The 20,455-nt window shown below is 73.9% G+C and carries 21 protein-coding genes and 1 tRNA gene; 11 read left to right on the forward strand and 11 right to left on the reverse strand.

Going from position 1 to position 20,455, the window contains the following annotated elements; genetic code table 11:
* Positions 1–30 precede the first annotated feature (30 nt).
* Positions 31–504 carry a tyrosine-type recombinase/integrase gene (locus tag AC067U_RS01625; protein WP_478827582.1) on the forward strand — a complete coding sequence of 158 codons (474 nt, stop codon included), beginning with the start codon at positions 31–33 and terminating at the stop codon, positions 502–504.
* A gap of 98 nt (positions 505–602) precedes the next feature.
* Here AC067U_RS01625 and AC067U_RS01630 read toward each other — a convergent pair.
* Positions 603–676, reverse strand: a tRNA-Pro gene (locus AC067U_RS01630).
* 153 nt (positions 677–829) lie between these two features.
* Here AC067U_RS01630 and AC067U_RS01635 point away from each other — a divergent pair.
* Positions 830–1,558, forward strand: coding sequence for a transketolase (locus AC067U_RS01635; RefSeq protein ID WP_478827583.1), 729 nt, complete (start codon positions 830–832; stop codon positions 1,556–1,558).
* A 31-nt stretch (positions 1,559–1,589) separates the two neighbouring features.
* Positions 1,590–2,489: a transketolase family protein gene (locus AC067U_RS01640; protein ID WP_478828253.1), complete on the forward strand. Its 900-nt coding sequence runs from the start codon at positions 1,590–1,592 to the stop codon at positions 2,487–2,489.
* On the opposite strand, the gene AC067U_RS01645 is transcribed toward AC067U_RS01640, so the two are convergent.
* From AC067U_RS01645 to AC067U_RS01675, 7 genes are all read right to left on the reverse strand, one after another.
* The gene (locus AC067U_RS01645; protein WP_478827584.1) at positions 2,486–3,637 is read right to left on the reverse strand and encodes a right-handed parallel beta-helix repeat-containing protein; all 1,152 of its coding nucleotides are present in this window, start codon (positions 3,635–3,637) and stop codon (positions 2,486–2,488) included. The two genes, AC067U_RS01640 and AC067U_RS01645, sit on opposite strands and share 4 nt — an antisense overlap.
* Positions 3,638–3,878: 241 nt before the next feature.
* Entirely contained in the window at positions 3,879–4,259 is a 381-nt protein-coding gene (locus AC067U_RS01650; RefSeq protein WP_478827585.1) for an MmcQ/YjbR family DNA-binding protein, read from the reverse strand.
* 104 nt (positions 4,260–4,363) lie between these two features.
* The gene (locus AC067U_RS01655; protein ID WP_478827586.1) at positions 4,364–5,014 is read right to left on the reverse strand and encodes a GAF domain-containing protein; all 651 of its coding nucleotides are present in this window, start codon (positions 5,012–5,014) and stop codon (positions 4,364–4,366) included.
* Positions 5,011–5,610 (reverse strand): GTP-binding protein, encoded by a 600-nt coding sequence (locus AC067U_RS01660; protein WP_478827587.1) that lies wholly within the window; start codon positions 5,608–5,610, stop codon positions 5,011–5,013. Before AC067U_RS01660 ends, AC067U_RS01655 begins: the two co-directional genes overlap by 4 nt.
* Entirely contained in the window at positions 5,588–5,992 is a 405-nt protein-coding gene (locus tag AC067U_RS01665) for a DUF742 domain-containing protein (RefSeq protein ID WP_478827588.1), read from the reverse strand. Before AC067U_RS01665 ends, AC067U_RS01660 begins: the two co-directional genes overlap by 23 nt.
* Positions 5,989–6,498 carry a roadblock/LC7 domain-containing protein gene (locus tag AC067U_RS01670; protein ID WP_478827589.1) on the reverse strand — a complete coding sequence of 170 codons (510 nt, stop codon included), beginning with the start codon at positions 6,496–6,498 and terminating at the stop codon, positions 5,989–5,991. The genes AC067U_RS01665 and AC067U_RS01670 overlap by 4 nt, the downstream gene beginning before the upstream one ends.
* A gap of 111 nt (positions 6,499–6,609) precedes the next feature.
* Positions 6,610–8,832 (reverse strand): sensor histidine kinase, encoded by a 2,223-nt coding sequence (locus AC067U_RS01675; RefSeq protein WP_478827590.1) that lies wholly within the window; start codon positions 8,830–8,832, stop codon positions 6,610–6,612.
* A gap of 622 nt (positions 8,833–9,454) precedes the next feature.
* On the opposite strand from AC067U_RS01675, the gene AC067U_RS01680 reads away from it, so the two are divergent.
* The gene (locus AC067U_RS01680; RefSeq protein ID WP_478827591.1) at positions 9,455–9,910 is read left to right on the forward strand and encodes an N-acetyltransferase family protein; all 456 of its coding nucleotides are present in this window, start codon (positions 9,455–9,457) and stop codon (positions 9,908–9,910) included.
* A gap of 107 nt (positions 9,911–10,017) precedes the next feature.
* On the forward strand, positions 10,018–12,477 hold the full coding sequence (locus AC067U_RS01685; RefSeq protein ID WP_478827592.1) for a protein kinase domain-containing protein: 2,460 nt from the start codon (positions 10,018–10,020) through the stop codon (positions 12,475–12,477).
* Positions 12,478–12,588: 111 nt separating this feature from the next.
* On the opposite strand, the gene AC067U_RS01690 is transcribed toward AC067U_RS01685, so the two are convergent.
* Positions 12,589–12,783: an antitoxin gene (locus AC067U_RS01690; protein WP_478827593.1), complete on the reverse strand. Its 195-nt coding sequence runs from the start codon at positions 12,781–12,783 to the stop codon at positions 12,589–12,591.
* Between the two features lie 344 nt (positions 12,784–13,127).
* Between AC067U_RS01690 and AC067U_RS01695 the strand changes: the two genes are divergently transcribed.
* The 3 genes from AC067U_RS01695 to AC067U_RS01705 are packed head-to-tail and all read left to right on the forward strand — an operon-like array spanning position 13,128 to position 16,626.
* Positions 13,128–14,516, forward strand: a complete 1,389-nt coding sequence (locus tag AC067U_RS01695) for a uracil-xanthine permease family protein (protein ID WP_478827594.1) — start codon at positions 13,128–13,130, stop codon at positions 14,514–14,516.
* The gene (locus AC067U_RS01700; RefSeq protein WP_478827595.1) at positions 14,513–15,919 is read left to right on the forward strand and encodes an amidohydrolase family protein; all 1,407 of its coding nucleotides are present in this window, start codon (positions 14,513–14,515) and stop codon (positions 15,917–15,919) included. The genes AC067U_RS01695 and AC067U_RS01700 overlap by 4 nt, the downstream gene beginning before the upstream one ends.
* Positions 15,916–16,626 carry a TSUP family transporter gene (locus AC067U_RS01705; protein ID WP_478827596.1) on the forward strand — a complete coding sequence of 237 codons (711 nt, stop codon included), beginning with the start codon at positions 15,916–15,918 and terminating at the stop codon, positions 16,624–16,626. Before AC067U_RS01700 ends, AC067U_RS01705 begins: the two co-directional genes overlap by 4 nt.
* Here the strand turns inward: AC067U_RS01705 and AC067U_RS01710 are convergent.
* Complete coding sequence (locus AC067U_RS01710) at positions 16,610–17,653, reverse strand: LacI family DNA-binding transcriptional regulator (protein WP_478827597.1); 1,044 nt, start codon at positions 17,651–17,653, stop codon at positions 16,610–16,612. The genes AC067U_RS01705 and AC067U_RS01710 overlap by 17 nt on opposite strands.
* A gap of 302 nt (positions 17,654–17,955) precedes the next feature.
* A complete protein-coding gene (locus tag AC067U_RS01715; RefSeq protein WP_478827598.1) occupies positions 17,956–18,294 on the reverse strand; it encodes a hypothetical protein in 339 nt (112 codons plus the stop codon).
* A gap of 333 nt (positions 18,295–18,627) precedes the next feature.
* Here AC067U_RS01715 and AC067U_RS01720 point away from each other — a divergent pair, with 333 nt between their 5' ends.
* The 3 genes from AC067U_RS01720 (at position 18,628) to AC067U_RS01730 (ending at position 20,411) form a co-directional block, all read left to right on the forward strand.
* Positions 18,628–19,005, forward strand: coding sequence for an FKBP-type peptidyl-prolyl cis-trans isomerase (locus tag AC067U_RS01720; RefSeq protein ID WP_478827599.1), 378 nt, complete (start codon positions 18,628–18,630; stop codon positions 19,003–19,005).
* A gap of 337 nt (positions 19,006–19,342) precedes the next feature.
* Positions 19,343–19,723: a hypothetical protein gene (locus tag AC067U_RS01725; RefSeq protein ID WP_478827600.1), complete on the forward strand. Its 381-nt coding sequence runs from the start codon at positions 19,343–19,345 to the stop codon at positions 19,721–19,723.
* A 325-nt stretch (positions 19,724–20,048) separates the two neighbouring features.
* On the forward strand, positions 20,049–20,411 hold the full coding sequence (locus AC067U_RS01730) for a hypothetical protein (protein WP_478827601.1): 363 nt from the start codon (positions 20,049–20,051) through the stop codon (positions 20,409–20,411).
* Positions 20,412–20,455 lie beyond the last annotated feature (44 nt).

Consider the following 20,455-nt stretch of genomic DNA (forward strand, 5'->3'; position numbering starts at 1 on the left):
GCCAATACCAACTGGTCGAGGACGAACTGAATGACCCGTCGACAGACCACCCCCGCTCCAGGTGGGCTCGTCGACAAGGCCACCAAGGGCAAGCGCGCCCGCAAGGTACCCCTGATCGAAGAGGTGCGGCCGATGGTCGCCCAACGCCTGTTGGCGATCGGCAACGACCCCGACGCCCGGATCTTCTTTGGAGCGCGCGGCGGACGCATCTCCACCGCGGTCCTGCGCGACGCCACGCACTGGGACGACGTCGTCACCGAGCCCGGCTTCGAGCACCTCCAGCGGCACGACCTCCGCCACACCGGACTGACATGGTTCGCCGACGCCGGCGTCCCGCTGCACGTGCTACGCAAGATCGCCGGACACGGCTCACTGACCACCACCCAGCGCTACCTGCACCCCGACGCTGACCAGATCACAGCAGCTGGTGCCGCACTCTCTGCGCACCTCATGATGCTCCGCGCACCTCGTTCACTGCCACTCACGGCAATGGCCGCCGTCTGACCCGTTCAGACCGGCTTGGTCCCCAGCTGGTCCCCAAAAACGATCTTGAGGCCGTATCGGATGCTTCCGATACGGCCTCTGACCTGCGTACTCGCAAGTCGGGACGACAGGATTTGAACCTGCGACCCCTTGACCCCCAGTCAAGTGCGCTACCAAGCTGCGCCACGTCCCGATGCCCGTTGACCTGGGGTTTCCCCTCGGCGAACGCGCATGAGAACCATACCGCACTCCGCAGGATGGTCGCGCGCGGCTTTTCCCGGTCAGGGCGGTGGGCCGGGCGGGTGGCGGTTGACCTCAAGGGCGATTGAGGTTGCACGATCGGTGCATGACGCAAACGACGGATGTCATCGCGCTCCGCGACGCCGGGAGCGGCCGGTCCTCCGGGTTCGGCCGCCTCGGTCGGCTCATGGAGCTCATGACCGGGGACGAGAAGCACGGGCCGGCGGCCACCTCGACGCTCGACGCGCTGTGGGTGCTCTACGACCGGGTGCTGCGGGTCACGCCCGGGACGGCCGCGGATCCGGGCCGGGACCGGTTCCTGCTCTCCAAGGGACACGGGCCCATGGCGTACTACGCGGTGCTCGCCGCCAAGGGGTTCCTGCCCGTGGAGTGGCTGAGCGGCTTCGGATCGTACGGCTCGCCGCTCGGCCACCACCCGGACCGGACCCTGATCCCCGGCGTGGAGATCGGCAGCGGCTCGCTGGGGCACGGGCTGCCGCTGGCCGTCGGCTCCGCGCTGGGGCTGCGCGCCCAGGGGCTCACCGATCCGGCCGTGTGGGTGCTGATCGGGGACGCCGAGCTGGACGAGGGCAGCAACCACGAGGCCCTCGCGTACGCCGGGGCCGCCGGGCTGGAACGGCTGCACACCGTGGTGATCGACAACGACTCCGCCACGCACGGCTGGCGCGGCGGGATCGCGTCCCGGTTCGAGGCGGCCGGCTGGTCGGCGGCCAGTGTCGACGGGCGGGACCACGAGGCGCTGTACGAGGCGTTCACCGCGCCGCATCCGGGGCGGCCGCACGCGGTCGTCGCGCGGGTCGAGAAGAAGGCTTAGGGGAAGGTTCGGGGAGGACGGCGTGGACACCATGGACACCATGCGGGAACGGTTCGTCACGGTCACCTCGGAGGTGCTGGACGCCGATGCACGGCTGGCACTGGTGCTGGCGGAGATCACCATGGACGGATTCCGGCCCGCGCAGCGGCGGCACCCGGACCGGGTGATCAACGTCGGCATCCGGGAGCAGCTGCTCGTCGGGGTGGGCGGCGGGCTCGCCCTCACGGGGCTCCGGCCGGTGCTGCACACCTTCGGGAGCTTCCTGGTCGAGCGGCCCTTCGAGCAGGTCAAGCTGGACTTCGGGCACCAGGGCACGGGCGGGGTCCTGGTCAGCGCGGGCGGCTCCTACGACTGGCCGGCCGGCGGCTACACCCACATGTCCCCCGGTGACGTGGCCCTGCTCGACACCCTGGACGGCTGGACGGTGCACGTGCCCGGGCACCCCGACGAGGCGGAGGCGCTGCTGCGCCACGCGTACGCGGACGGTGACCGGAGGGTGTACGTCCGGCTGTCGCAGCTCTCGAACGCCTCGGCCCGGCCGGTGGACGGCTCCCGCTTCCGGACCGTCCGCGAGGGCGGCCGGGGCGTGGTCCTGGCCGTCGGCCCGGCGCTGGACGGGGTGCTCGCCGCCACCGAGGGACTGGACGTGACCGTGCTCTACGGGACGACGGTCCGCCCCTTCGACTCGGCCGGGCTGCGCGCAGCCGTGGGGGACGGCCCGGCGGACGTGGTCCTGGTGGAGCCGTACCTGGCGGGCACCTCCACGGCCGCCGCGGGCGACGCCCTCGCCGACCTCCCGCACCGGGTCCTCGGGCTGGGCGTGGGCCGTGCCGAGTTGCGTCGCTACGGTACGGCCGAGGAGCACACCGCCGCGCACGGCCTGGACCCGGCCGGGCTGCGGCGGCGCATCACCGCTTTCCTGGGCGGCTAGCGCGCCCCCTGGGACGCGGGGCCCCGGGAGGCGGGGCCCTGGGCCTGGCGCTCGGTGGTCACCGTCGCGGTGAACCCGCAGCACTCGAACGTCCGGGTGCGGTCTCCCGAGACGTCTCTGATCCTCACCCGGTCCAGCCGCGCGGTGGTGTCGACGGCCGAGGCGACGACGGCGACGCCTCCCCCGCCGCCCCGGATGGTGTCCTTGACCGCGGTGAACGTGCCGTCCTGGAGGGCCATGGCGAAGTAGTCGTTGTCGATGAGGGTGTTGTGGCGGGTATCCACGGTGCCGAAGGCGTAGATGCCGAGCTGGTTGCCGACGAGACGGTTCCCGGTGACCACGACCCCCGTGTTGGCCAGGATGCCGGCGTGCTGGATCTCGGTGAAGAAGTCGGGGCCGCAGCCCGGATCCGGCTCGCGGCAGGCGTTGTCGCTCACCGTGTTCCGCTCGGCCCGGCCGGTCGCCTCGACGAACTCGATGCCGTCGGTGGACAGGGTCTTCTGGCCGGTGACGACGTTGCGGAGCACGGTGGCGTTCGAGGCATCGCTGAGCACGACGATGCCGGAGCCCTGATAGTCCGTGATCCTGGAGTCCCGGATGGTCGCCGACCCCGCACCGGTGGGGAAGTCCCCGATGAGGACGGCATTGGCACTCCGGAAGCACGGGGCCAGCGGGGTGTCCTTGATGTGGGACACCGCCGCGTGGCTCAGGTCCAGGTGTGCTCCGCCCAGGACCCGGATGCCGGCTCCGAGCGCGCCCTCCTCGCAGGTGCCGGACCCCGGCCCGCTCACCGAGAGACGGGAGATCGTCACGGACGCCGCGTCGTCGAGGGAGACGATCGAGTTGCGGCCGTCGGAGCCCGTCACCAGGTGCTCGGGGGCGAGGATGGTGGTCTTCCCGGCCCCCGCCCCCGTGAGGGTGAGGTCCTTGCGGATCGTCACCTGCTCGCGGTAGACGCCGGGGCGCAGGGCGACGCGGTCCCCGGGCTGCGCGGCGTCGACGGCGGACTGGACGGTCGGGTAGGCGGCCGAGGGGACCACCAGTTCGCGCGCCTGCGACGCGGCGGACGTGGGTGCGAAGGAGCCGAGGGCCACCGAGGCGAGCAGCGTGCCGAGAGCCGCCGCGCACCGTGTGCGGAGGGGGTTCATTGCGTTCTCCTGCCGGAGGAAGGGCCGGCTGCGCGTGGCCGCTCGGCGCCGTGGGACACGTGGCGGCACGGCGCCGAGCGGCCGGTTCGCACGGGGCCACCCGAGCACACGGCGGGTGGGATCGGCGGGGGCCGTGCCGCAGGGGTCGGCCGTCCGGCGCAGTGGGACCACACGCCGAGGCGGAGGGCCCGAGATCCGGAAGGGGCTGGGTCCTGTCCGATTGCGATCCGCCGGACAGGCGCTAAGCCGCACCCCCGGGCGGGCCGAGTTCCGGGTGGGCGGCGGCCAGGCGTCCGGGGGCGGCCTGGCGCCAGGAATCGGCGAGGATCGCGCGCAGCTCCTCCCGGTCCTCCAGGGCGCCGAGCCGGACCCGCAGCCAGGCGTAGTTGTCGTCGTGGCCTTCGCGGACGAAGAACTTGTCCGGCTCGGCGGCGATCAGCTCGGCGCGGTCGTCCTTGGGACACTTCACCCCGATGGTGCTGTCGTCGTCCCCCAGGGCGGCGAAGATCCTTCCGCCGACCCGGAAGGTGGGCATGCCCCAGGACAGTTTCTCGCTGCTGTCCGGCAACGACAGCGCGGCCTCACGGACGTCCTCCGCGGTCACGGGCTTCTTGGCGGCCATGCTCCCGACCGTAGCGCCGGCCACGGACAGCGGCCGCTCGCCGGGGCCCGGCACGCCGCTCCCCGGCCCCGGCAGGCGGCTTCCCTCAGCCCGGGCAGGCCGCCTCACCAGCCGCCCGTGTCCTCCCGGCGGTGGATGCGGTCCACCAGTTCCGCCGCCAGCGCCTTGATCGTGCCCAGGCCCTCGTTGCCCCACCGCCTCGGCACCCCGTCGGCCGCGCAGACCGTTCCCAGGACGATCCCCCGCCGGTCGGTCAGCGGTGCGCCGAGGTAGGAGCGGACCCCGTTCTCGTCGACCACCGCGTTCCCCGCGAACCGCGCGAAGTCCCGTACGTCCTGGAGCACCAGCGCCCTTCGCCGCACCACCACGTACGGGCAGTAGCCGTGGTCCCGCGCCAGCACCCGGGCCGGGTAGCCGCGCGCCGCCGCTGCCGAGGCGGAAGCCGAAGCCTGAATCGAAGCCTGAATCGAGGCCGCGACCGGAGGCGAAGCCGAAGCCGACCGTGCCGTCGGTGCCCCCGTGTCGTCCGGGCCACCGCCGTGGTGCAGACCGGCGAAGAACTGGCGTTCCTCGCCGAGGAAGTTCACCCCGGCGTGCGGCGCCCCGACGGCGTCCGCGATCCGCCGTGCGAACGCGTCGAGTTCCGGGTCCACCCGCTCCCCCAGCCCCAGTTCACGCAGGCGCGGGACCCGTGTCCCGGCGTCCCGGTCCACCGGGGTGAGCAGCAGGTGTCCGGTCGACTCGTAGTACGTCATATGTCCTGTTCCCCCTGGACGTCGGACAGCAGGTGTCGGACGAGGGCCGCCAGGGCCCCCGTACCGGAGACGGCGAGCCGGGCGTCGCACGGTACGACCGGCACACCCGGCGCGAGACCGACGGCCTCGCGGACTTCCTCGGCCGTGTAGCGATGGGCGCCGTCGAACTCGTTCACGGCGACGACGAAGGCGATGCCGTGCCGTTCGAAGAAGTCGACCGCGGGAAAGCAGTCGGCCAGGCGCCGGGTGTCGGCGAGCACCACGGCGCCGAGCGCGCCCGCGCACAGCTCCTCCCACAGGAACCAGAACCGCTCCTGACCGGGCGTGCCGAACAGGTACAGGACGTGCGGCGGCCGGGTGTCGAGGGTGATCCGGCCGAAGTCCAGCGCCACGGTGGTCGTCGACTTCGACTCGACGCCGTCAAGGGGGTCGTCCGCCGTGCCGAGGTCACTGAGCAGCTCCTCCGTGCAGAGCGGCTCGATCTCGCTGACCGCGCCGACGAACGTGGTCTTGCCCGCCCCGAACCCGCCCGCCACCAGGATCTTCAGCGTCGCGGGCGCGTCCGCGCGGACCTCACAGCCTTCTGCGCAGACCATCGAGCACCGCCCGCAGCAGGGACTGGTCATCGGCCGGGCGGTTCAGGAAGTGCGGGGCCTGCGCCGTCACCGCCCCGGCCTGCACCAGGTCGGACAGCAGGACCTTGGCGATCACGGCGGGCAGCCGCAGTTGGGCCGCCACCTCCGCGACCGAGACCGAGGCCGCCCCGGCTCCCGCGCAGAACCTCAGCGCGAGGGCGTGCTCGGGCCCGAGCGGCGGGCCCGGCCGTACCCCGGTCGCGGTGACCACCGACAGCAGGTCGAGCGCGACGGTGGGACGGGTGCGGCCGCCGCTGGCGGTGTACGGGCGCATGACCCGGCCCGCCGTGTCGTCGAGCCACGGCGTGTCACGGCGGGCGGCGCCGGGCGCGTACGTCCTCATCGCTCGGACGCGGCGGGTCGCGCCGGAGCCGGTACGGTCGCGGCGACGGGGGCTGGGGCAGTGGGGGCTACGGGGGCAGCTGCGACGGTGGCGGCCGGGCGCCGGGGAGCAGCCGCCAGGTACGGGCGCACGCTCTTGACCAGCATGGCCATCTCGTAGCCGAGTACGCCCGCGTCGGCCTCGCGGTCGGCGAGCACCGCCAGGCAGGTGCCGGCTCCGGCGGCGGAGACGAACACCAGCGCGGAGTCCAGCTCGACCACGACCTGCCGGACCTCGGCGCCGCCGCCGAACCGGGCGCCGGCGCTGCGGCCCAGCGAGTAGAGGCCGGAGGCCAGGGCCGCCATGTGGTCGGCGCTGTCCGCGTCCAGACCGTGCACGCAGGTGACGAGGCCGTCCGCGGTGAGCAGCACGGCGCTCCGGGTGTACGGAACCCGTTGCACGAGCCCGCTCAGCAGCCAGTCCAGGTCGGACAGTCGGCCCGTGGTGATCGTCGCTTCGCCGGCCATGGGGGTGCGCTCCTCGATCGGGGGGTGGGGCTGGGGGCACTGGGGTCATGCAGGTCAAGCACGTCATGCGGGTCATGCGCGGCCTGCGGGTCGCGCGGCATGGGGGTGGGGTCAGGGGTTCTCGGACTGGGCGAGGCCGAAGCCCCGCTGGAAGGCGGCCATCAGCCCGGGGTCGTGGACGGGTGCGTCGGCCGTACGGGCGGGGTCCGCGGCCCGGGGTGCGGGCTCGTCGCGGAGCTGCGGGGCGAGGTGCTCCTGGGCGCGCCGCCGGGGCAGCGGGGGCCGGCCGTCGGCCGGCGGGACGGCGGGCGCGGGCTGCTCGCCGGGGGCCCGGCCGCCGGTCGGCTGCTCGCCGACGGGCCGGCCGCCGGGGAGCCGGCCATGGGCGAGCGGGGTGTCGGTGAGTGGGCCGTTGGCGAGCGGGCTGCCGGTGAGCAGGCCGTCGGTGAGCGGGTCGTCCATCCACCGACCGCCGGGCGGCTGATCGCCCATGGGCGGGCCTTCGGCGAGCCGTCCTTCCGGCCGCTGGTCGCCGGTGGGTCGGGCATCGGTCGGCCGGACGGCCGTAAGTCGGTGATCGGCCGGTCCGCCGTACGCCAGCCCGTCGTACGCCAGCCCGTCGTACGCCGACCCGTCGTAGATCGGCCCGTCGTAGATCGGCCCGTCGTACGTCGACCCGTCGTCGGTCGGCCCTGCGTCCGTCCGCCCGGCGTCCGTCCGCCGGGACTCGGTCAGCCGGTCGTCCGTCAGCCCGGCGTTCCCGGCGCGGTCGTATCCGGATGCCCGGTCCGTGAGCGGGCCCTCCGGGAGCCGGTCGTACGCAGGCCGGGGTCCCGGTACGGGTGCTGCGACGGGAGGGCCCGCCGAGGCCTCCGGCGCCGGTGGGGCCACCGGAGGGGCCGGAGCCCTCGGAGCACTGGGAGCACTGGGAGGAGCACTGGGAGCACCCGAAGCCCAGGGGGCACCCGGAGCCGATGGCGCAGCCGGAGTGGACCCGGGCCGCTGGGGCGCCGCCCCCCACGTGTGCTCGACCGGCAGCCCCACCGGCCGCGGCCCCGAGATCCGTACGGGTTCCAGTGGCGGGAGCGGATCACGGGTCAGCCGGGAGCCGCCCGCGGCGGCCTCGTCGGCCTCCGCGCCCAGCAGGTCCCGGGGCAGCACCAGGACCGCCAGTACCCCGCCGTAGATGTTGGACTTGAGCTCGACGGCGATGCCGTGCCGCCGGGCCAGGGAGGCGACCACGAACAGGCCGATCCGGCCGTCCGCGAGCAGGTGGCGGACGCTGATCTGGTCCGGGTCGCCGAGGAGTCCGTTCATCCGGTGCTGCTCCTCGGGCGGCATGCCCAGCCCCCGGTCCTCCACCTCGACCGCGATACCGGCCGTGACCCGTTCGGCGCGCAGCACCACGTCCGTGTCCGGCGCGGAGAACACCGTCGCGTTCTCGACGAGTTCGGCCAACAGGTGCACCACGTCCGCGACGGCGTGGCCGCGTACGGTGCCGCCCGCCGGGGGCACCACCTTCACCCGGGTGTACTGCTCCACCTCCGCCACGGCGGAGCGCAGCACCTCGCTCAGGTCGATCGGCCGGGTCCACTGGCGCCGGGAGGCCGCCCCGCCGAGCACGGCCAGGTTCTCGGCGTGCCGCCGGATGCGGGTGGCCAGGTGGTCGACGTGGAAGAGCTCCTTGAGCAGGTCGGGGTCCTCGACGGTGTCCTCGAGGTCGTCCAGCAGCGAGATCTCCCGGTGCACGAGCGACTGGAGCCGCCGGGCCAGGTTGACGAAGACCTCCACCTTCTGCTCGCTGTCGGTCCGGTTCTCCGGTCCGGCCAGCCGCAGCAGGATGGTCTGGGCGTGGTCCCGGGCGCCGCGCAACTCCTGTGCCAGCAGCCAGAATTCGTCGGCGTCGGCGGGCGCCGCCCCGGTCGTCGCGGGTCGCACGACACCCGTCCGTACCGGCCGGGCCGGGGTCTCGCCGCGCTCCAGCCGTTCGGCCGTGACGCGGAGCTCCTGCCGGCCGCGCGTACTGGACCGGCGCAGCACCTCGCAGCGGTCGCGTACGGTCCTGGCCGCGCGCTGGGCACCGAGCAACGCGGCGGCGAGTGCGCCGATCACCAGCAGCCCGCAGCCGGCCAGCACCGGCCACAGCCGGGGGTCCCGGGCGCCGGAGCCGCCGCCCAGTTGCAGGGTGAAGATCACCGCGGCGGCGCCGCTGAGCCCGGCGGCCAGGGTGGGCAGGACGGCGGCGCGGACCAACTGGGGCCCTATCTGCCGCCCGGGTCCGGTCACGGCGTGTCTCGACGAGGTGTGGCGGGCGGCGGCTCGGAGTCCGGACATCGACGTCCTCGGTACGTGGGGCCGGATTCCAGGAGCTGGGCTGCCCGGGACCCGGTGTTGATCACCGATGACCCACGCTAGACCGCACGATCCCGCCCGGGACGGCCAGTTGGGGAAGTTCACCGGGGTGCTTCCCGCTCTCGAAGGAGCGCTCGTACGGGAGCCCGATTGCGCCGGGAGCGCATGCGCCGGGGCGCCGGACCCGCGTCCGGCGCCCCGGCGCGCACGACGCCCGGCGACCCCGCGTGCCCTGCTCGCCCCACCCCCGGGTCCCCGGATCACCGTGTCCCCGGATCACCGTGTCTCTCGTGCCCGGCCCGCCCCTCGCCTACGTGCCCGGCCCGGCCCGCCACTCCCCTCGCGTACCCGGCCCTCCCCTCCCCTCCCCTCCCGTACCCGGCCCGCCCCGTCCGCCCCCTCCCGTACCCGGCTCGCCGTGCACCTGTCCATCGCGGTGTCCCCGCCGCCCGCCTTTCGACACCCCGGCCACTGCCCGCACCCGCCGCGTTGCCGGATGATCGGGACCGGGGCGCCGGTCCTCCTCCCCACGGCCGTTTCCCAGCGGCCCTTCCCAGCGGGCACCCGGGCAGCACCCTTCCCTTCGAGCCGGAGTAGACACGCCATGTCCCAGATCCAGGTCCGTGCCGCACGTCCCGAGGACTTCGCGCAGTGGCGCGCCCTCTATCGCGGTTACGCCGACTTCTACGCGGTGGAGCAGACCGAGGAGGCCGCCGCGCTCGTCTGGTCCTGGGTGGGCGACCCCGGCCACGAGGTCAACGCCCTGGTCGCCGAGGACACCGACGGACGGCTCATCGGACTGGCGCACTACCGGCCGTTCGCGCGGCCGCTGTCGGCGACCGTCGGCTGCTTCCTCGACGACCTGTTCGTGGCCCCGGACCGCCGTGGATCGGGCGCCGCCGACCTGCTGCTCGGCGCCCTGCGCGGGATCGCGGCCGAGCGCGGCTGGAGCGTGGTGCGCTGGATCACCGCCGACGACAACCACCGGGCGCGGGCGAAGTACGACCGGGTTTCCACCCGGACGATGTGGGTCACGTACGACATGGCCCCCGGCCTCTGACTCGAGACTGATGCACCGCGGCCCGGCGGGCTACACTGCCGGGCGGCGCGACCGGCAGGGGGTGCCGGCACCCGCTGTTGGTGCTGTTGAACGGGGGGTGCGCGTTGATGAAGCCGCTGGAACCGGGTGATCCCGCCTCGGTGGGCAACGGCCGCTACCAGCTGACGCACCGGCTCGGCCAGGGCGGCATGGGCGTGGTCTTCCTGGGCCGCTCGCCGTCCGGGCGGGCCGTGGCGGTGAAGGTCGTACGCCCCGAGCTGAGCACCGAACCCGGCTTCCGGCGCCGTTTCGCCGACGAGGTGGCCGCCGCCCGGCTGGTGGGCGGTTTCCACACCGCCCCGGTCGTCGACGCCGACCCCGACGCGGATCCGGCCTGGCTGGTGACCGCCTTCGTGCCCGGGCCGACGCTGGCCACCGTCCTGGCCCGGGTCCGGGCCCTCCCGGTGGACACGTTGACGGTACTGGCCGCCGGTCTCGTCGAGGCGCTGGAGGCGATCCACCGGGCCGGCGTCATCCACCGCGACTTCAAGCCCGCGAACATCATCATCGCGGAGGACGGGCCGCGGGTCATCGACTTCGGGATCGCGCGGGCACTGGACGGTACGGCGCTGACGCAGACCGGCTACCAGGTCGGCACCCCGGGCTTCCTCGCCCCCGAGCAGCTCACCGGGGGCACGATCACTCCCGCGGTGGACATGTTCGCCCTCGGGGTGGTGCTCGTTCAGGCGGCGGGCGGGTCGCCCTTCGGGGACGGGCCCTCGGCCGCCCGGCACTTCAAGGTGGTCTACGAGGAGCCGGACCTGTCGGCCGTCCCGGACGAGCTGCGCGAGCTGGTCACCGAGTGCCTGTCCAAGGACCCGGCGGGCCGTCCCTCCCCGGGGGACTTCCTCCTCCGGCTGACGGTCCGCCACCCGGAGCGGGACGGCTGGCTGCCGGAGGCGGCGACGGCCCTGCTGCCCCGGCACGACCTCGTACCGGGGCTCGCCCCGTTCCCGGTGTCCGGCGCTGCGGCCGACCCCGCGCCCGCGCCGGAGGCGGCCGGACCCGCCGAGGCCGCCGTACCGGCCGTACCGGCCCGGGCGGTGGATCCCGGACGGTCCTCGGCGCCCGCCCCCGTCACCGCACCGGCCCCGGTGGTCGACCCCGCGCCGACGCCGGTGACCGAAGCGGACCCGGCATCGTCACGGCCTCCGTCCCCGTCCCCGTCCTCGTCCCCTCCCTCGTCCTCGTCCTCGTCCTCGTCCTCGTCCTCAGCGACGACACCGCTGTCGTCCTCGTCGCCGTCCCCCTCTCCGGCCACTACGCCGTCGCCGGGTCCCAGGTCCGCCGCCGTGCCGTCCCGCCCCGCGCCCCGCCGTCCCGTCACGCCGGAGGGCGCACCCGGCCCGTCGGTCACGCCCGTGCTCCCCACCCCGGCCCGGCCGGAGGCAGGCCCCCCGGACAGCCCGACCGTGACATCACCGCCGGTCCCGGGCACTCCGCGCCCGGTCATTCCGCGCCCGGGTACGCCGCTCCCGGGGACACCGCTCCCCGGTACCGCCGAGAGCCCCGTACCGGCGGAACCCGCGCGCCGCCGCCGTACCCCGGCCGCGGTGGTGGCAGCGGCCCTCGCGCTGTCGGTCCTGGGCCTCGTGCTGTGGCAGCCGTGGTCGTCCGACTCCCCCGACGGCAAGGGCGAGTCGAGGGGCGGCTCCAGCCCCGGCCCCAGCACCAGCCCCGTTCCGGCGGCCTTCCCGACCGAGCCGCTGCTGATCCGGCGGGACACCGGCCCCGGCTGGCCGCAGGACTGCAAGGGAGACATCGCCACCCGGGGCCCGGCGGGCACGCCTCCGGCGGCACTGATCACCGGCGGCACCTGCGACATGCTCCCCCAGTGGGCTCCGAACCGGCTCTCGTTCGCTTTCACCCGGACCGACGGGACCGGCTCGTCCGTGTGGGTCGCCGCGGCCGACGGTTCGGAGAAGCGGCGGATCACGTCCATCGCGGGTGGCCGGGTGTCCTGGTCCCCGGACGGCAAGTACCTCGCCGTCCTCCGCAGTGTCAACGGCGTACAGCAGCTGTGGCGGGTGGACGTCGCCGACGGCAAGGCAGTGCAGCTGACCTCGGGCAAGGGCCAGGTGGAGGATCCCGCCTGGTCCCCCGACGGCAAGCGGATCGCCGTTTCCGTGGACCTCGGGAACGGCAACTTCCAGATCCATACGGTGGATCCGGTCCTTCCGGGCGTCCCGCCTCAGCAGGTCACCCGGCTGCCCCACCCGGCCTTGGACGCGGTGTGGTCACCGGACGGCCTCAGCTTCGCGTACACCGCGAGCGTGACCGCGCAGGAAGTCAACGCGACGCCTCAGGGAGACATCCACCTGATCCGCACCGACGGCACCGGCGACCGGCCCCTGGTGGCGACGCGCGACCACGAGATGGACCCGTCCTGGTCCCCGGACGGCACCTGGCTGGCCTTCGTGCGCGGCCCGTACGAGAAGCCGGTGGTCTGGGCGGTCCGGGCGGACGGCACCGACGCCCGCGCCCTCACCGCCGACGGGTCCTCGGAAGGCCACCCGGCCTGGCGCTGAGAGGAGTTCGGCCCAGGGTCGCTCACGCCCGCGGCACACCGCCGCGGGCGTGAGCGGAACGACGGTGTGGGGGCGGATCGACCTCGGTCCGCCACCACCACCGTCACCGCGTCACCGCTCGGGCGGACGCTCCTGCCCCTGCTCGGATCCCAGCTGCTGCTTGAGCTTCTCCTGGGCCATGTCGACCTGGCTGCTGTACTTGCCCTGGGTCTTCTCGTCCACGAAGTCGCCGGCCTTGTCGATGCCCTGACCGGCCTGATCCTCGTGGCCCTTCAGCATCGCCTTGAGCTTGTCCAGCACAGACATCGCCGTCCTCCTTTGTGCCGGGTCGGAATTCGCTCCCAGGATCGCGGTCCGGCCCGCACCCCGCATCCGCGGAGCCGTGACCAGCGGGTTCGCAGGTGTGGCGGGTCTGTTGGCGAGGCGTCACCGGCCCGGTGGGTCAACGGATCACCCGACGCCCCCATTTCGGCCAGACCGCGCATCGCAGCCCACCGATACGGCAGTAGCGCACGTACAGCCCCTTGACGCAGGTCACCGGCCCTCACATACTGGCGGCCAAATCGATTTGGCCAAATCGATTTGGCTCTCCGTCCAGGGCCTGATCGTGGCTGAAATCCGAAGGTGCCTACGCCGAACGGAGCTCCTGCGTGTTCACTCAGCGTCAGACCCTTGCCGGTGCCGATCCCTCACCGGCGGACGAACCCGTCCACCCCGTCGACGAGTCCCGGCCCCGCGGCCGGATCCTCCTCTTCGGCATCCAGCACGTGCTCGTCATGGCCGCCACCCCCATCTCCGCGATCTTCCTGATGAGCGCCACCCTCCGCCTCGACCCCGCCCTGACGGTCAAACTGCTCTCCGCGGCCTTCGTCCTGTCCGGCATCGGATCGCTCGTCCAGTCGCTGGGGCCCTGGAAGTTCGGCCCCCGGCTGCCGTTCGTGATGCTGCCGGGCGGCGCGCCGCTCATCCTCTTCATCGCCATCGCCGAGCAGCACGGACTGCGCACGGCCACCGGAGCGGTGATCCTCACCGCCGCCTTCTACTTCGTCGTCCTGCCCGTCTTCTCGCGTCTGCTCGCCTTCTTCCCGTCCCTCGTCATCGGAACGATGATCGTCATCGTGGGCGTCAACCTCGTGAAGGTCGGCGCCGTCCTGGTCACCGGGCGTCCCGGCCAACCCGGCTTCGCCGACCCGACGAACCTCATGCTCGGCATGGCCACGATCGGCTTCACCGTCGTCTTCTACCTTCTCTTCGCGGGTGTCCTGCGGCAGCTCGCCGTGATGCTCGGCCTGCTCGCGGGCACCGCCCTGGCCGCTGTCCTCGGCACCATCGACGCGGCCGGCATCACCGAGGGCGGTCTGCTGAACGTGCCCCAGCCGATGCCCTTCGGCTCGCCCGAGTTCAACCTGCTCGCCGCCGTGCCGCTGATGCTCTACAGCCTCGCCTCCATGGCGGAGGCCACCGGCCAGACCGTCATCAACGCCCAGGCCGTGGGCAAGACGATCGACCAGCGCACCGACGTCCCCAAGACCATCCGGGGCGACGCGCTCACCTCCCTCTTCGGCGGCTTCTTCGGGCTGCCGCTGATGGTGACGAGCGGCGAGAACATCGGGATCGTGCGTGTCACCGGCGTCCGCAGCCGCTTCGTCACCGCCGCGGCCGGGGTGGTCCTCATCCTCATCGGCTTCCTCGCCCCCGTGGCCCGAGCCATCAGCGTCATCCCGTCCGCGGTCATCGGAGGCACCGCCATGGTCGTCTTCGCCGTGATCACCGTGCTCGGGGTGCAGATGCTCGGCCGCTCGGACCTCGACAAGCACACGAACACGTTCATCAGCGCCGTCGCCCTGGCCCTCGGCCTGCTGCCCATCCTCATCCCCGGCGTGTACTCCGGCTTCGCGCCGAACCTCCGCATCCTCCTGGAAAGCGGCGTGGCCGTCGGCGCGTTCGTCGCGGCGGTCCTGAACATCCTCTTCCACCACGTCAGGCCCGGTATCGCCGCCCGCTTCGCGGCCGGCCCCCGGACGGAAAGCAGCCGATGAACCAGCTCACCCCCGACCTCGTGGACGGCCCCGGCCCGCTCCTCCTCGTCCCGGACACCGTCCTGCTGCCCGAAGGGCCCGCCGACGGGCACGCCGTGGTCGTCACCGGCGGCACGTTCGGCGCCGTGGGCCCCGCCGAGGCCATCGCGCGCACGCACCCCGGCCTCGACCCGGTGCGGCTGCCCGGCCACCTCCTGATGCCCGGCTTCGTCGACACCCACCACCACCTGACGCAGAGCTTCGGCGCCGCCCTCGCCTTCGGTGAGCCCTCGGAGATCTTCCGCCGGGTGTGGGAACCGCTGGAGGGCGCCCTGGACGAGGAATCGGCCTACGTCGCGGCCAAACTGGCGGCTCTCGAATCCCTGCGGGGCGGATTCACCACCGTGGCCGACGCCGGCACCCGCGCGCACGTGGACGTCGAGGTGGTCGCCTCCGCCGCCCGCGACGCCGGGATCCGCTGCGTGCTCGGCAAGGTCTGCACCGACGCCGCGGACGGGGACGAGGACAAGGACGAGAACCCCGCCGTCCTCGCGTCCGCGGAACAGCACCTCGCCCGGTACGCGGGCGACCCGCTCGTCCACCCCTCCCTCGCGATCCCGACGCCCGAGTCGGCCGGCGCCCGGACCCTGGCGCACACCGCGCGGCTGGCCGCGGAGGCCGGGGCCACCGTTCAGATCCACGTCAACGAGCACCTGGCCGGCGTCGAACGCTCCCTGCTCCGGCACGGCCTGCGCCCGCTCGAATACCTGCACCGGGTCGGCGCCCTCGGCCCGCAGCTGGTCGCCGCCCACGCCACCCTGCTCACCCCCCGCGAGCTCACCCTGCTCGCCGACACCGGGACCGCCGTCGGCTACAACCCCGTCGCCAGCGCGTGGAAGGGCAACGCCGTGGCCCCCGCCGGCACCATGGCCGAGCGCGGGATCCGCTTCGGGCTGGGCACCGACGGCACCCGCGGCGACGGTTTCCGGCTCGCCGAGGCGGCCGAGTTCGCCCAGCGGCTCGCCTACGGTCTGGCCACCGGGGACTCCTCCTGCGGCGCCGGGTGGACCTGGCTGGGCCGCGCCACCCGGGGCGGCGCCGAGGCCCTCGGTCTCGGCACGCTGACCGGCGCCGTCACCGAGGGCCTGGCCGCCGACTTCCTCCTCGTGGACGTCTCGGGCCCGGAACTCGCGCTCTCCTGGGACCTGCCGTGGGAGCTGGTACGGCGCGGCAACCGCGACCAGATCACCGCCGTGTTCGTCGCCGGCCGGCTCCGCCTGTGGCGGGGGCTGCCCACGCGGTGGGACGGCCCGGCACTGGTCCGGCGGGCGGCCGGCCTGGCCCGCGCGGCCGTGGCCGGGGCAGGAATCACCCGCGTGCACCCCACCTCCACGGCCGCGCGCGAGCGGAGCGGAGCGCGATGACCGCAGAGACCCTGGCCGTCCTCGCCGTCACGGTGACCACCGCCGCGTTCGTGCAGGGCAGCAGCGGGCTCGGCTTCGCGCTGATCGTCGCCCCCGTGGCCGGGATCCTCGATCCCGGCCTGCTCCCGGTGTTCGTCCTGGCCTCGATGATCCCGCTCAACCTGTACGTGGCCTGGCGCGAACGGGCCTCCATCGACCTGCGCGGGGCCGGCTGGATCACCGGCGCCCGGCTCGCCGCCACCCCCGGCGGGCTGGCGCTGCTCCTGCTGATCCCGGACCGGGCGATCGGCCTGTTCACCGGCGCCGCCACCGTCCTCGCGGCGGTCGTGAGCCTCGCCGCGCCCGCGTTCGCCCCCGGCCGCGCCGCCTACCTCGGCGCGGGCGCGGTGACGGGGCTGACGGAGACCGCGACCGGCGTGGGCGGCCCGCCGCTCGCCCTGGTCTACCAGCACCGGCCGCCGGCCGAGCTGCGCGCGACCGTGGCCGTCTGCTTCCTCGTCGGCGAGGTCGCCTCACTCCTGCTGCTGTTCGCGACGGGAGAGGGCCGGCCGGAGGACCTGGGCTGGGCGGCCCTGCTGCTGCCGGCCATCGCCGCCGGCGCCTGGGCGAGCCGTCTGGTGCACCACCGGGTGGACGCGCGCCGGATGCGGCTGTTCGTGCTCGGCTTCGCGCTGGTCTCCGGTCTGGGCCTCATCCTCGGGATCTGACCCGCAACGACGAGGCGCGCACGACCAGCCGGGGCTCGGGCGGCGTGGCCACCGCCGCGGTGTCCACGTCGCCGCGCAGCCGTCCCAGCAGCAGCTCCACCGCGTCGGAGGCCGCCCGGTCGAGGTGGAGGTCGACGGCCGTGAGCGGCGGCTCGCACGTCCGGGCCCGCAGCCCGTCGTAGCGGGTGGCGACCAGGACGTCGTCCGGTACCGTGCGGCCGCTGTCCCGGATCGCCGCGACGGCGCCCACCGCGAAGGCGTCCACCAGCGCGCACACGGCGTCGACGCCGGGGTGTTCGGCGAGCAGGGCCGCGCAGCAGTCGTACCCGGCCTGCTCACCGCCCTCCTCCAGGGCGGTCGCCACGACCGGCTCCCAGCCGTGCTCCTCGGCGAGGCGCTCGTAGGCGACACGCGCGTCGACCGAGGAGTGCCGGGCGCCGGACCCGATGATCAGCGCGGGCCTCCGCGCGCCCTGCTCGTGCAGGTGGCGCAGGAGGAGTTCGGCCACGGGCCCGCCGCGCAGGTCGACGTAGGGTGCCGCCTCGGCGGGCGCCACGGGCCTGCCGAGCGCCACGTACGGCAGCCCGCGCTCCCGCAGGGAGGCCGCCGCCGCGTCGGCCACGTCGGGCTCGACGAGGATGGCGCCGTCGATGTCCACGGAATGCAGCCCCGAACCGGACCGCACGGGCGGCACGAGCACGAGCGCGTATTCGTGCAGCAGGGCGCTCTCGGCGGCAGCGGCGGCGATCTCCATGTAGAACCCGAGCCGGGACGCCCCGCCGGCCACCGCGAACGGCATGGAAGAGGCCAGCGCGATGGCCTTGGCCTGGCCGCGCCGCAGCCGCTGCGCCCGCAGATTGGGCCGGTAACCGAGCTCGGCCGCCACCTGCTTGATGCGCTCGCGCGTCCGCGGGTCGACCTTGCCCAGCCCGTTGAGGGCGTGCGAGACGGTCGTGCGCGACACGCCGGCGACACGGGCGACGTCGGCGATCGTCGGCGGCTTGGGGCCGGGGCCGGAAACGGGCATCGGCGCGGCTGCTCCTCACGGTCGGGGACGGCGTGACGGCGTGACGGCGTCCTCATCTTCGCAGTGACGCCTTCATCTTCGCCGATCACGGGCCTTCAGTGACCGGCGGCCGCCTTGACCAGGGCGACGGCCGGCCCTATCACCACGTCGAGTACGCCGGCGATCAGGGCGACGAGGGCCCCGGCCCATCCGGATGCCCCCGATCCAGCCCCAGAGGAACATTCCGGCGGCGCTCACCCCGGCGGCCGTGAGCAGGGCCGTGTGCAGCGCCACCACGCCGAGCGCGGCGGCGCCGATCAGGATCAGCGGGCCGGCGGCGGACAGCGGCAGCGGGCTGCCGATCGACAGCATGCGCCCAGTTCCCGGCCGGTGGCGAGCCGCCCGTGGACGACCCGCTGGGCCTGCCGGTCGGCGACGAGGGCCGCGAGCCACAGCCCGACGGCGGCGGTCAGCACCGCGGCGGCGGCACCGGGGGTGGCGGCGGTGTCGGCGTGCTCGGCGGCGGAGAGGCCGAGCGCCGCGGAGATCATGGTGATCGTCGCGTACGCCCGTTCCTTGAGGCGCGCGGCGGCGAACCGCGGGTCCGGAACCCCGACGACGCCGGACCCGCTCCCGGCTCGACCACCGTCCCCGTCACCCATGGCGCCACCTTGGGCACGCGGCCGTACGCACCCGGCGCCCACCGGCGTGTGCCGGCTCCGGCGCGCGTCGGCTCCGGCACCCGCCGGGCGCGGGTGCCCCTGCGGCACTCTGGGTGGAGGATCAGAAAGCCGTGGCGAGTGTCCGGACCGCTGTGGGTGACCGTGGTCGAGCAGTCCGCCGTCGATGGTCCTGCACACGCCGCACAGTGCTCCGTGGGGTTTGATGTACTCGGGTCGATCGGCGTTCTCGGTAGCGTGATCATCTACTGCCGGCAGTGACCATGCGCCCGGCTGGTCTGCGCGAGGGATTTCGGTGGAGAGTATGAGGCTGCGATGAGTGAACCGACGAAGCCCAAGATCGAACTTCCGGGGGGTGATGCTCCCCAGGAGCTGACCGTCCGCGACCTCGTCCTCGGGGACGGGCCCGAGGCGAAGCCGGGCAGGGTCGTGCGGATTCACTACGTCGGGGTCACCTTCGGGTCCGGAATGGAGTTCGACGCCTCCTGGGACCGGGGCGAGCCGTTCAAGTTCGCCGTGGGCGGCGGCAAGGCCATCAAGGGCCTGGACCGAGGACTCAGGGGGATGAAGGTCGGCGGTCGCCGCGAGATCACCGTTCCTCCGCGCCTCGGCTACGGCAAGCATTCCCCCTCGCCGTTGATCCCGGCGGGTTCCACGCTCGTGTTCGTGGTGGACCTGCTCTCGGTGGTCTGAGGAAGCCATGCTTCTCCCCGGCCTCTCCGCCGGATTGAAGGCCGGGCAGCCCTCGTCCGGCCGGCCTCGAGACCACTCGGCCTCCCTCCATGGTTACGAAGTTCCGTCGAACTCCGCACGCACCGGCTTCGACGGCCCCGAGCAGTGGGTCGCTCCGGACATGCTCGTCCTCCTGCGGCAGATCTCGCCCGTTTCCGCCGCCCCTTGACCCACCGGCCCCCGGCCGGCCGGCCCATCCGCGCCCCCAGCCGGGATCGTCCGCGGACTGCCGGGCCGTTTCGGGAACTGCCCCCCGTCGGGGCGGCACCGAGGGTGGCCGGTCCCGCTCTCGCGCACCGTGACCGTGCCCGGCGACGCCACCCCCACCCCGCTGCCGGCACCGGCCACCGCCACCGAGGCCGACGGCTACACCATCACCGTCAAGGGCCGGCCCAGGGCCGGCGTGGCCGGGCCCCTGACCGTCTCGGCCAGCAAGGACGGCAAGCCCGTCACCGACCTCCAGCACTACCTGGGCACCTACGCCCACCTGACCGCCTTCCACGAAGGCGACCAGGCGTTCGCCCACCTCCACCCCACCACCGAGGTCACCGGCGGCAACGGCGGGCCGGACCTCACCTTCCACGCCGAACTGCCCACCACGGGCAAGTGGCGGCTGTTCCTGCAGTTCCAGACCGGAGGAAAGCTCCACACCGCCGTGATGACCCTGCGCGTCGGCTGAACCCGTGCGGGCGCCGCCCTCCACAGCGGCGCCCACACCCCGCCAACGGATCTGGACCCCGACAGGGCGACTGCTCGTTGCGCCGCCGAACTCCAAGACGACCGCGCCCCGGCTCCGAGTCATGGGGCCGCCGGCACGGTGCAGCCCACGCTGTGGACGCCGATCAGACGTGTCCCGACCCGGTGCTATCTTCCTCCCCGTCCGGGTGGGACGCCCCTGTTGGCATTCCCGCCACCAAGCCTTCGTACGGTCGGGAAGTGTGATCTCAGGCAAGGTCCGTCGCGGCCATCACACGGGAGCGTTGCTGCGGGCAACGCTCCTCGCGATGGTGCTTGCCCTGTTCGCGATGCACGTCCTGGCCTCACAGCAGCCGGCCCACAGCGGGCACGCCGCCGCGTTCCCGCTCGTCGACGCGGGGGAGACGGCTCAGCACGCTCACTCCGACGTCGCTCCCGGGAACGCCACCAGGACGGCGGACAGCCCGGACGGCGAATCCCCCTGCCACCACGGCGGAGTCGGAGAGAGCTGCCTGGCGCTGCTGTGCATCGTCGCTGCGCTGTTCACGTTCGCCCGCAGGCGCGGGCTCTCCAACCGCGTCCTCGGGCTCCGCGCAGAGCGCACGCACCCCTGGATCAGCCGCACCGGCGACCCACCGTGCCTCCACCTACTTTCGATCCTGCGCTGCTGAGAGCTGAACCAGCATGACGCCGCACCACCGGTGCCGGCGCGGCT

The sequence above is a fragment of the Streptomyces sp. NPDC043853 genome (assembly GCF_056436025.1).

What these genes read in the sequence shown, in the direction of transcription:
- AC067U_RS01625 (WP_478827582.1), top strand. Translation starts at nt 31, where the DNA reads ATGACCCGTCGACAGACCACCCCCGCTCCAGGTGGGCTCGTCGACAAG.
- AC067U_RS01635 (WP_478827583.1), top strand. Translation starts at nt 830, where the DNA reads ATGACGCAAACGACGGATGTCATCGCGCTCCGCGACGCCGGGAGCGGC.
- AC067U_RS01640 (WP_478828253.1), top strand. Translation starts at nt 1,590, where the DNA reads ATGGACACCATGCGGGAACGGTTCGTCACGGTCACCTCGGAGGTGCTG.
- AC067U_RS01645 (WP_478827584.1), bottom strand. Translation starts at nt 3,637, where the DNA reads ATGAACCCCCTCCGCACACGGTGCGCGGCGGCTCTCGGCACGCTGCTC.
- AC067U_RS01650 (WP_478827585.1), bottom strand. Translation starts at nt 4,259, where the DNA reads ATGGCCGCCAAGAAGCCCGTGACCGCGGAGGACGTCCGTGAGGCCGCG.
- AC067U_RS01655 (WP_478827586.1), bottom strand. Translation starts at nt 5,014, where the DNA reads ATGACGTACTACGAGTCGACCGGACACCTGCTGCTCACCCCGGTGGAC.
- AC067U_RS01660 (WP_478827587.1), bottom strand. Translation starts at nt 5,610, where the DNA reads ATGGTCTGCGCAGAAGGCTGTGAGGTCCGCGCGGACGCGCCCGCGACG.
- AC067U_RS01665 (WP_478827588.1), bottom strand. Translation starts at nt 5,992, where the DNA reads ATGAGGACGTACGCGCCCGGCGCCGCCCGCCGTGACACGCCGTGGCTC.
- AC067U_RS01670 (WP_478827589.1), bottom strand. Translation starts at nt 6,498, where the DNA reads ATGGCCGGCGAAGCGACGATCACCACGGGCCGACTGTCCGACCTGGAC.
- AC067U_RS01675 (WP_478827590.1), bottom strand. Translation starts at nt 8,832, where the DNA reads ATGTCCGGACTCCGAGCCGCCGCCCGCCACACCTCGTCGAGACACGCC.
- AC067U_RS01680 (WP_478827591.1), top strand. Translation starts at nt 9,455, where the DNA reads ATGTCCCAGATCCAGGTCCGTGCCGCACGTCCCGAGGACTTCGCGCAG.
- AC067U_RS01685 (WP_478827592.1), top strand. Translation starts at nt 10,018, where the DNA reads ATGAAGCCGCTGGAACCGGGTGATCCCGCCTCGGTGGGCAACGGCCGC.
- AC067U_RS01690 (WP_478827593.1), bottom strand. Translation starts at nt 12,783, where the DNA reads ATGTCTGTGCTGGACAAGCTCAAGGCGATGCTGAAGGGCCACGAGGAT.
- AC067U_RS01700 (WP_478827595.1), top strand. Translation starts at nt 14,513, where the DNA reads ATGAACCAGCTCACCCCCGACCTCGTGGACGGCCCCGGCCCGCTCCTC.
- AC067U_RS01705 (WP_478827596.1), top strand. Translation starts at nt 15,916, where the DNA reads ATGACCGCAGAGACCCTGGCCGTCCTCGCCGTCACGGTGACCACCGCC.
- AC067U_RS01710 (WP_478827597.1), bottom strand. Translation starts at nt 17,653, where the DNA reads ATGCCCGTTTCCGGCCCCGGCCCCAAGCCGCCGACGATCGCCGACGTC.
- AC067U_RS01715 (WP_478827598.1), bottom strand. Translation starts at nt 18,294, where the DNA reads ATGGGTGACGGGGACGGTGGTCGAGCCGGGAGCGGGTCCGGCGTCGTC.
- AC067U_RS01720 (WP_478827599.1), top strand. Translation starts at nt 18,628, where the DNA reads ATGAGTGAACCGACGAAGCCCAAGATCGAACTTCCGGGGGGTGATGCT.
- AC067U_RS01730 (WP_478827601.1), top strand. Translation starts at nt 20,049, where the DNA reads ATGGTGCTTGCCCTGTTCGCGATGCACGTCCTGGCCTCACAGCAGCCG.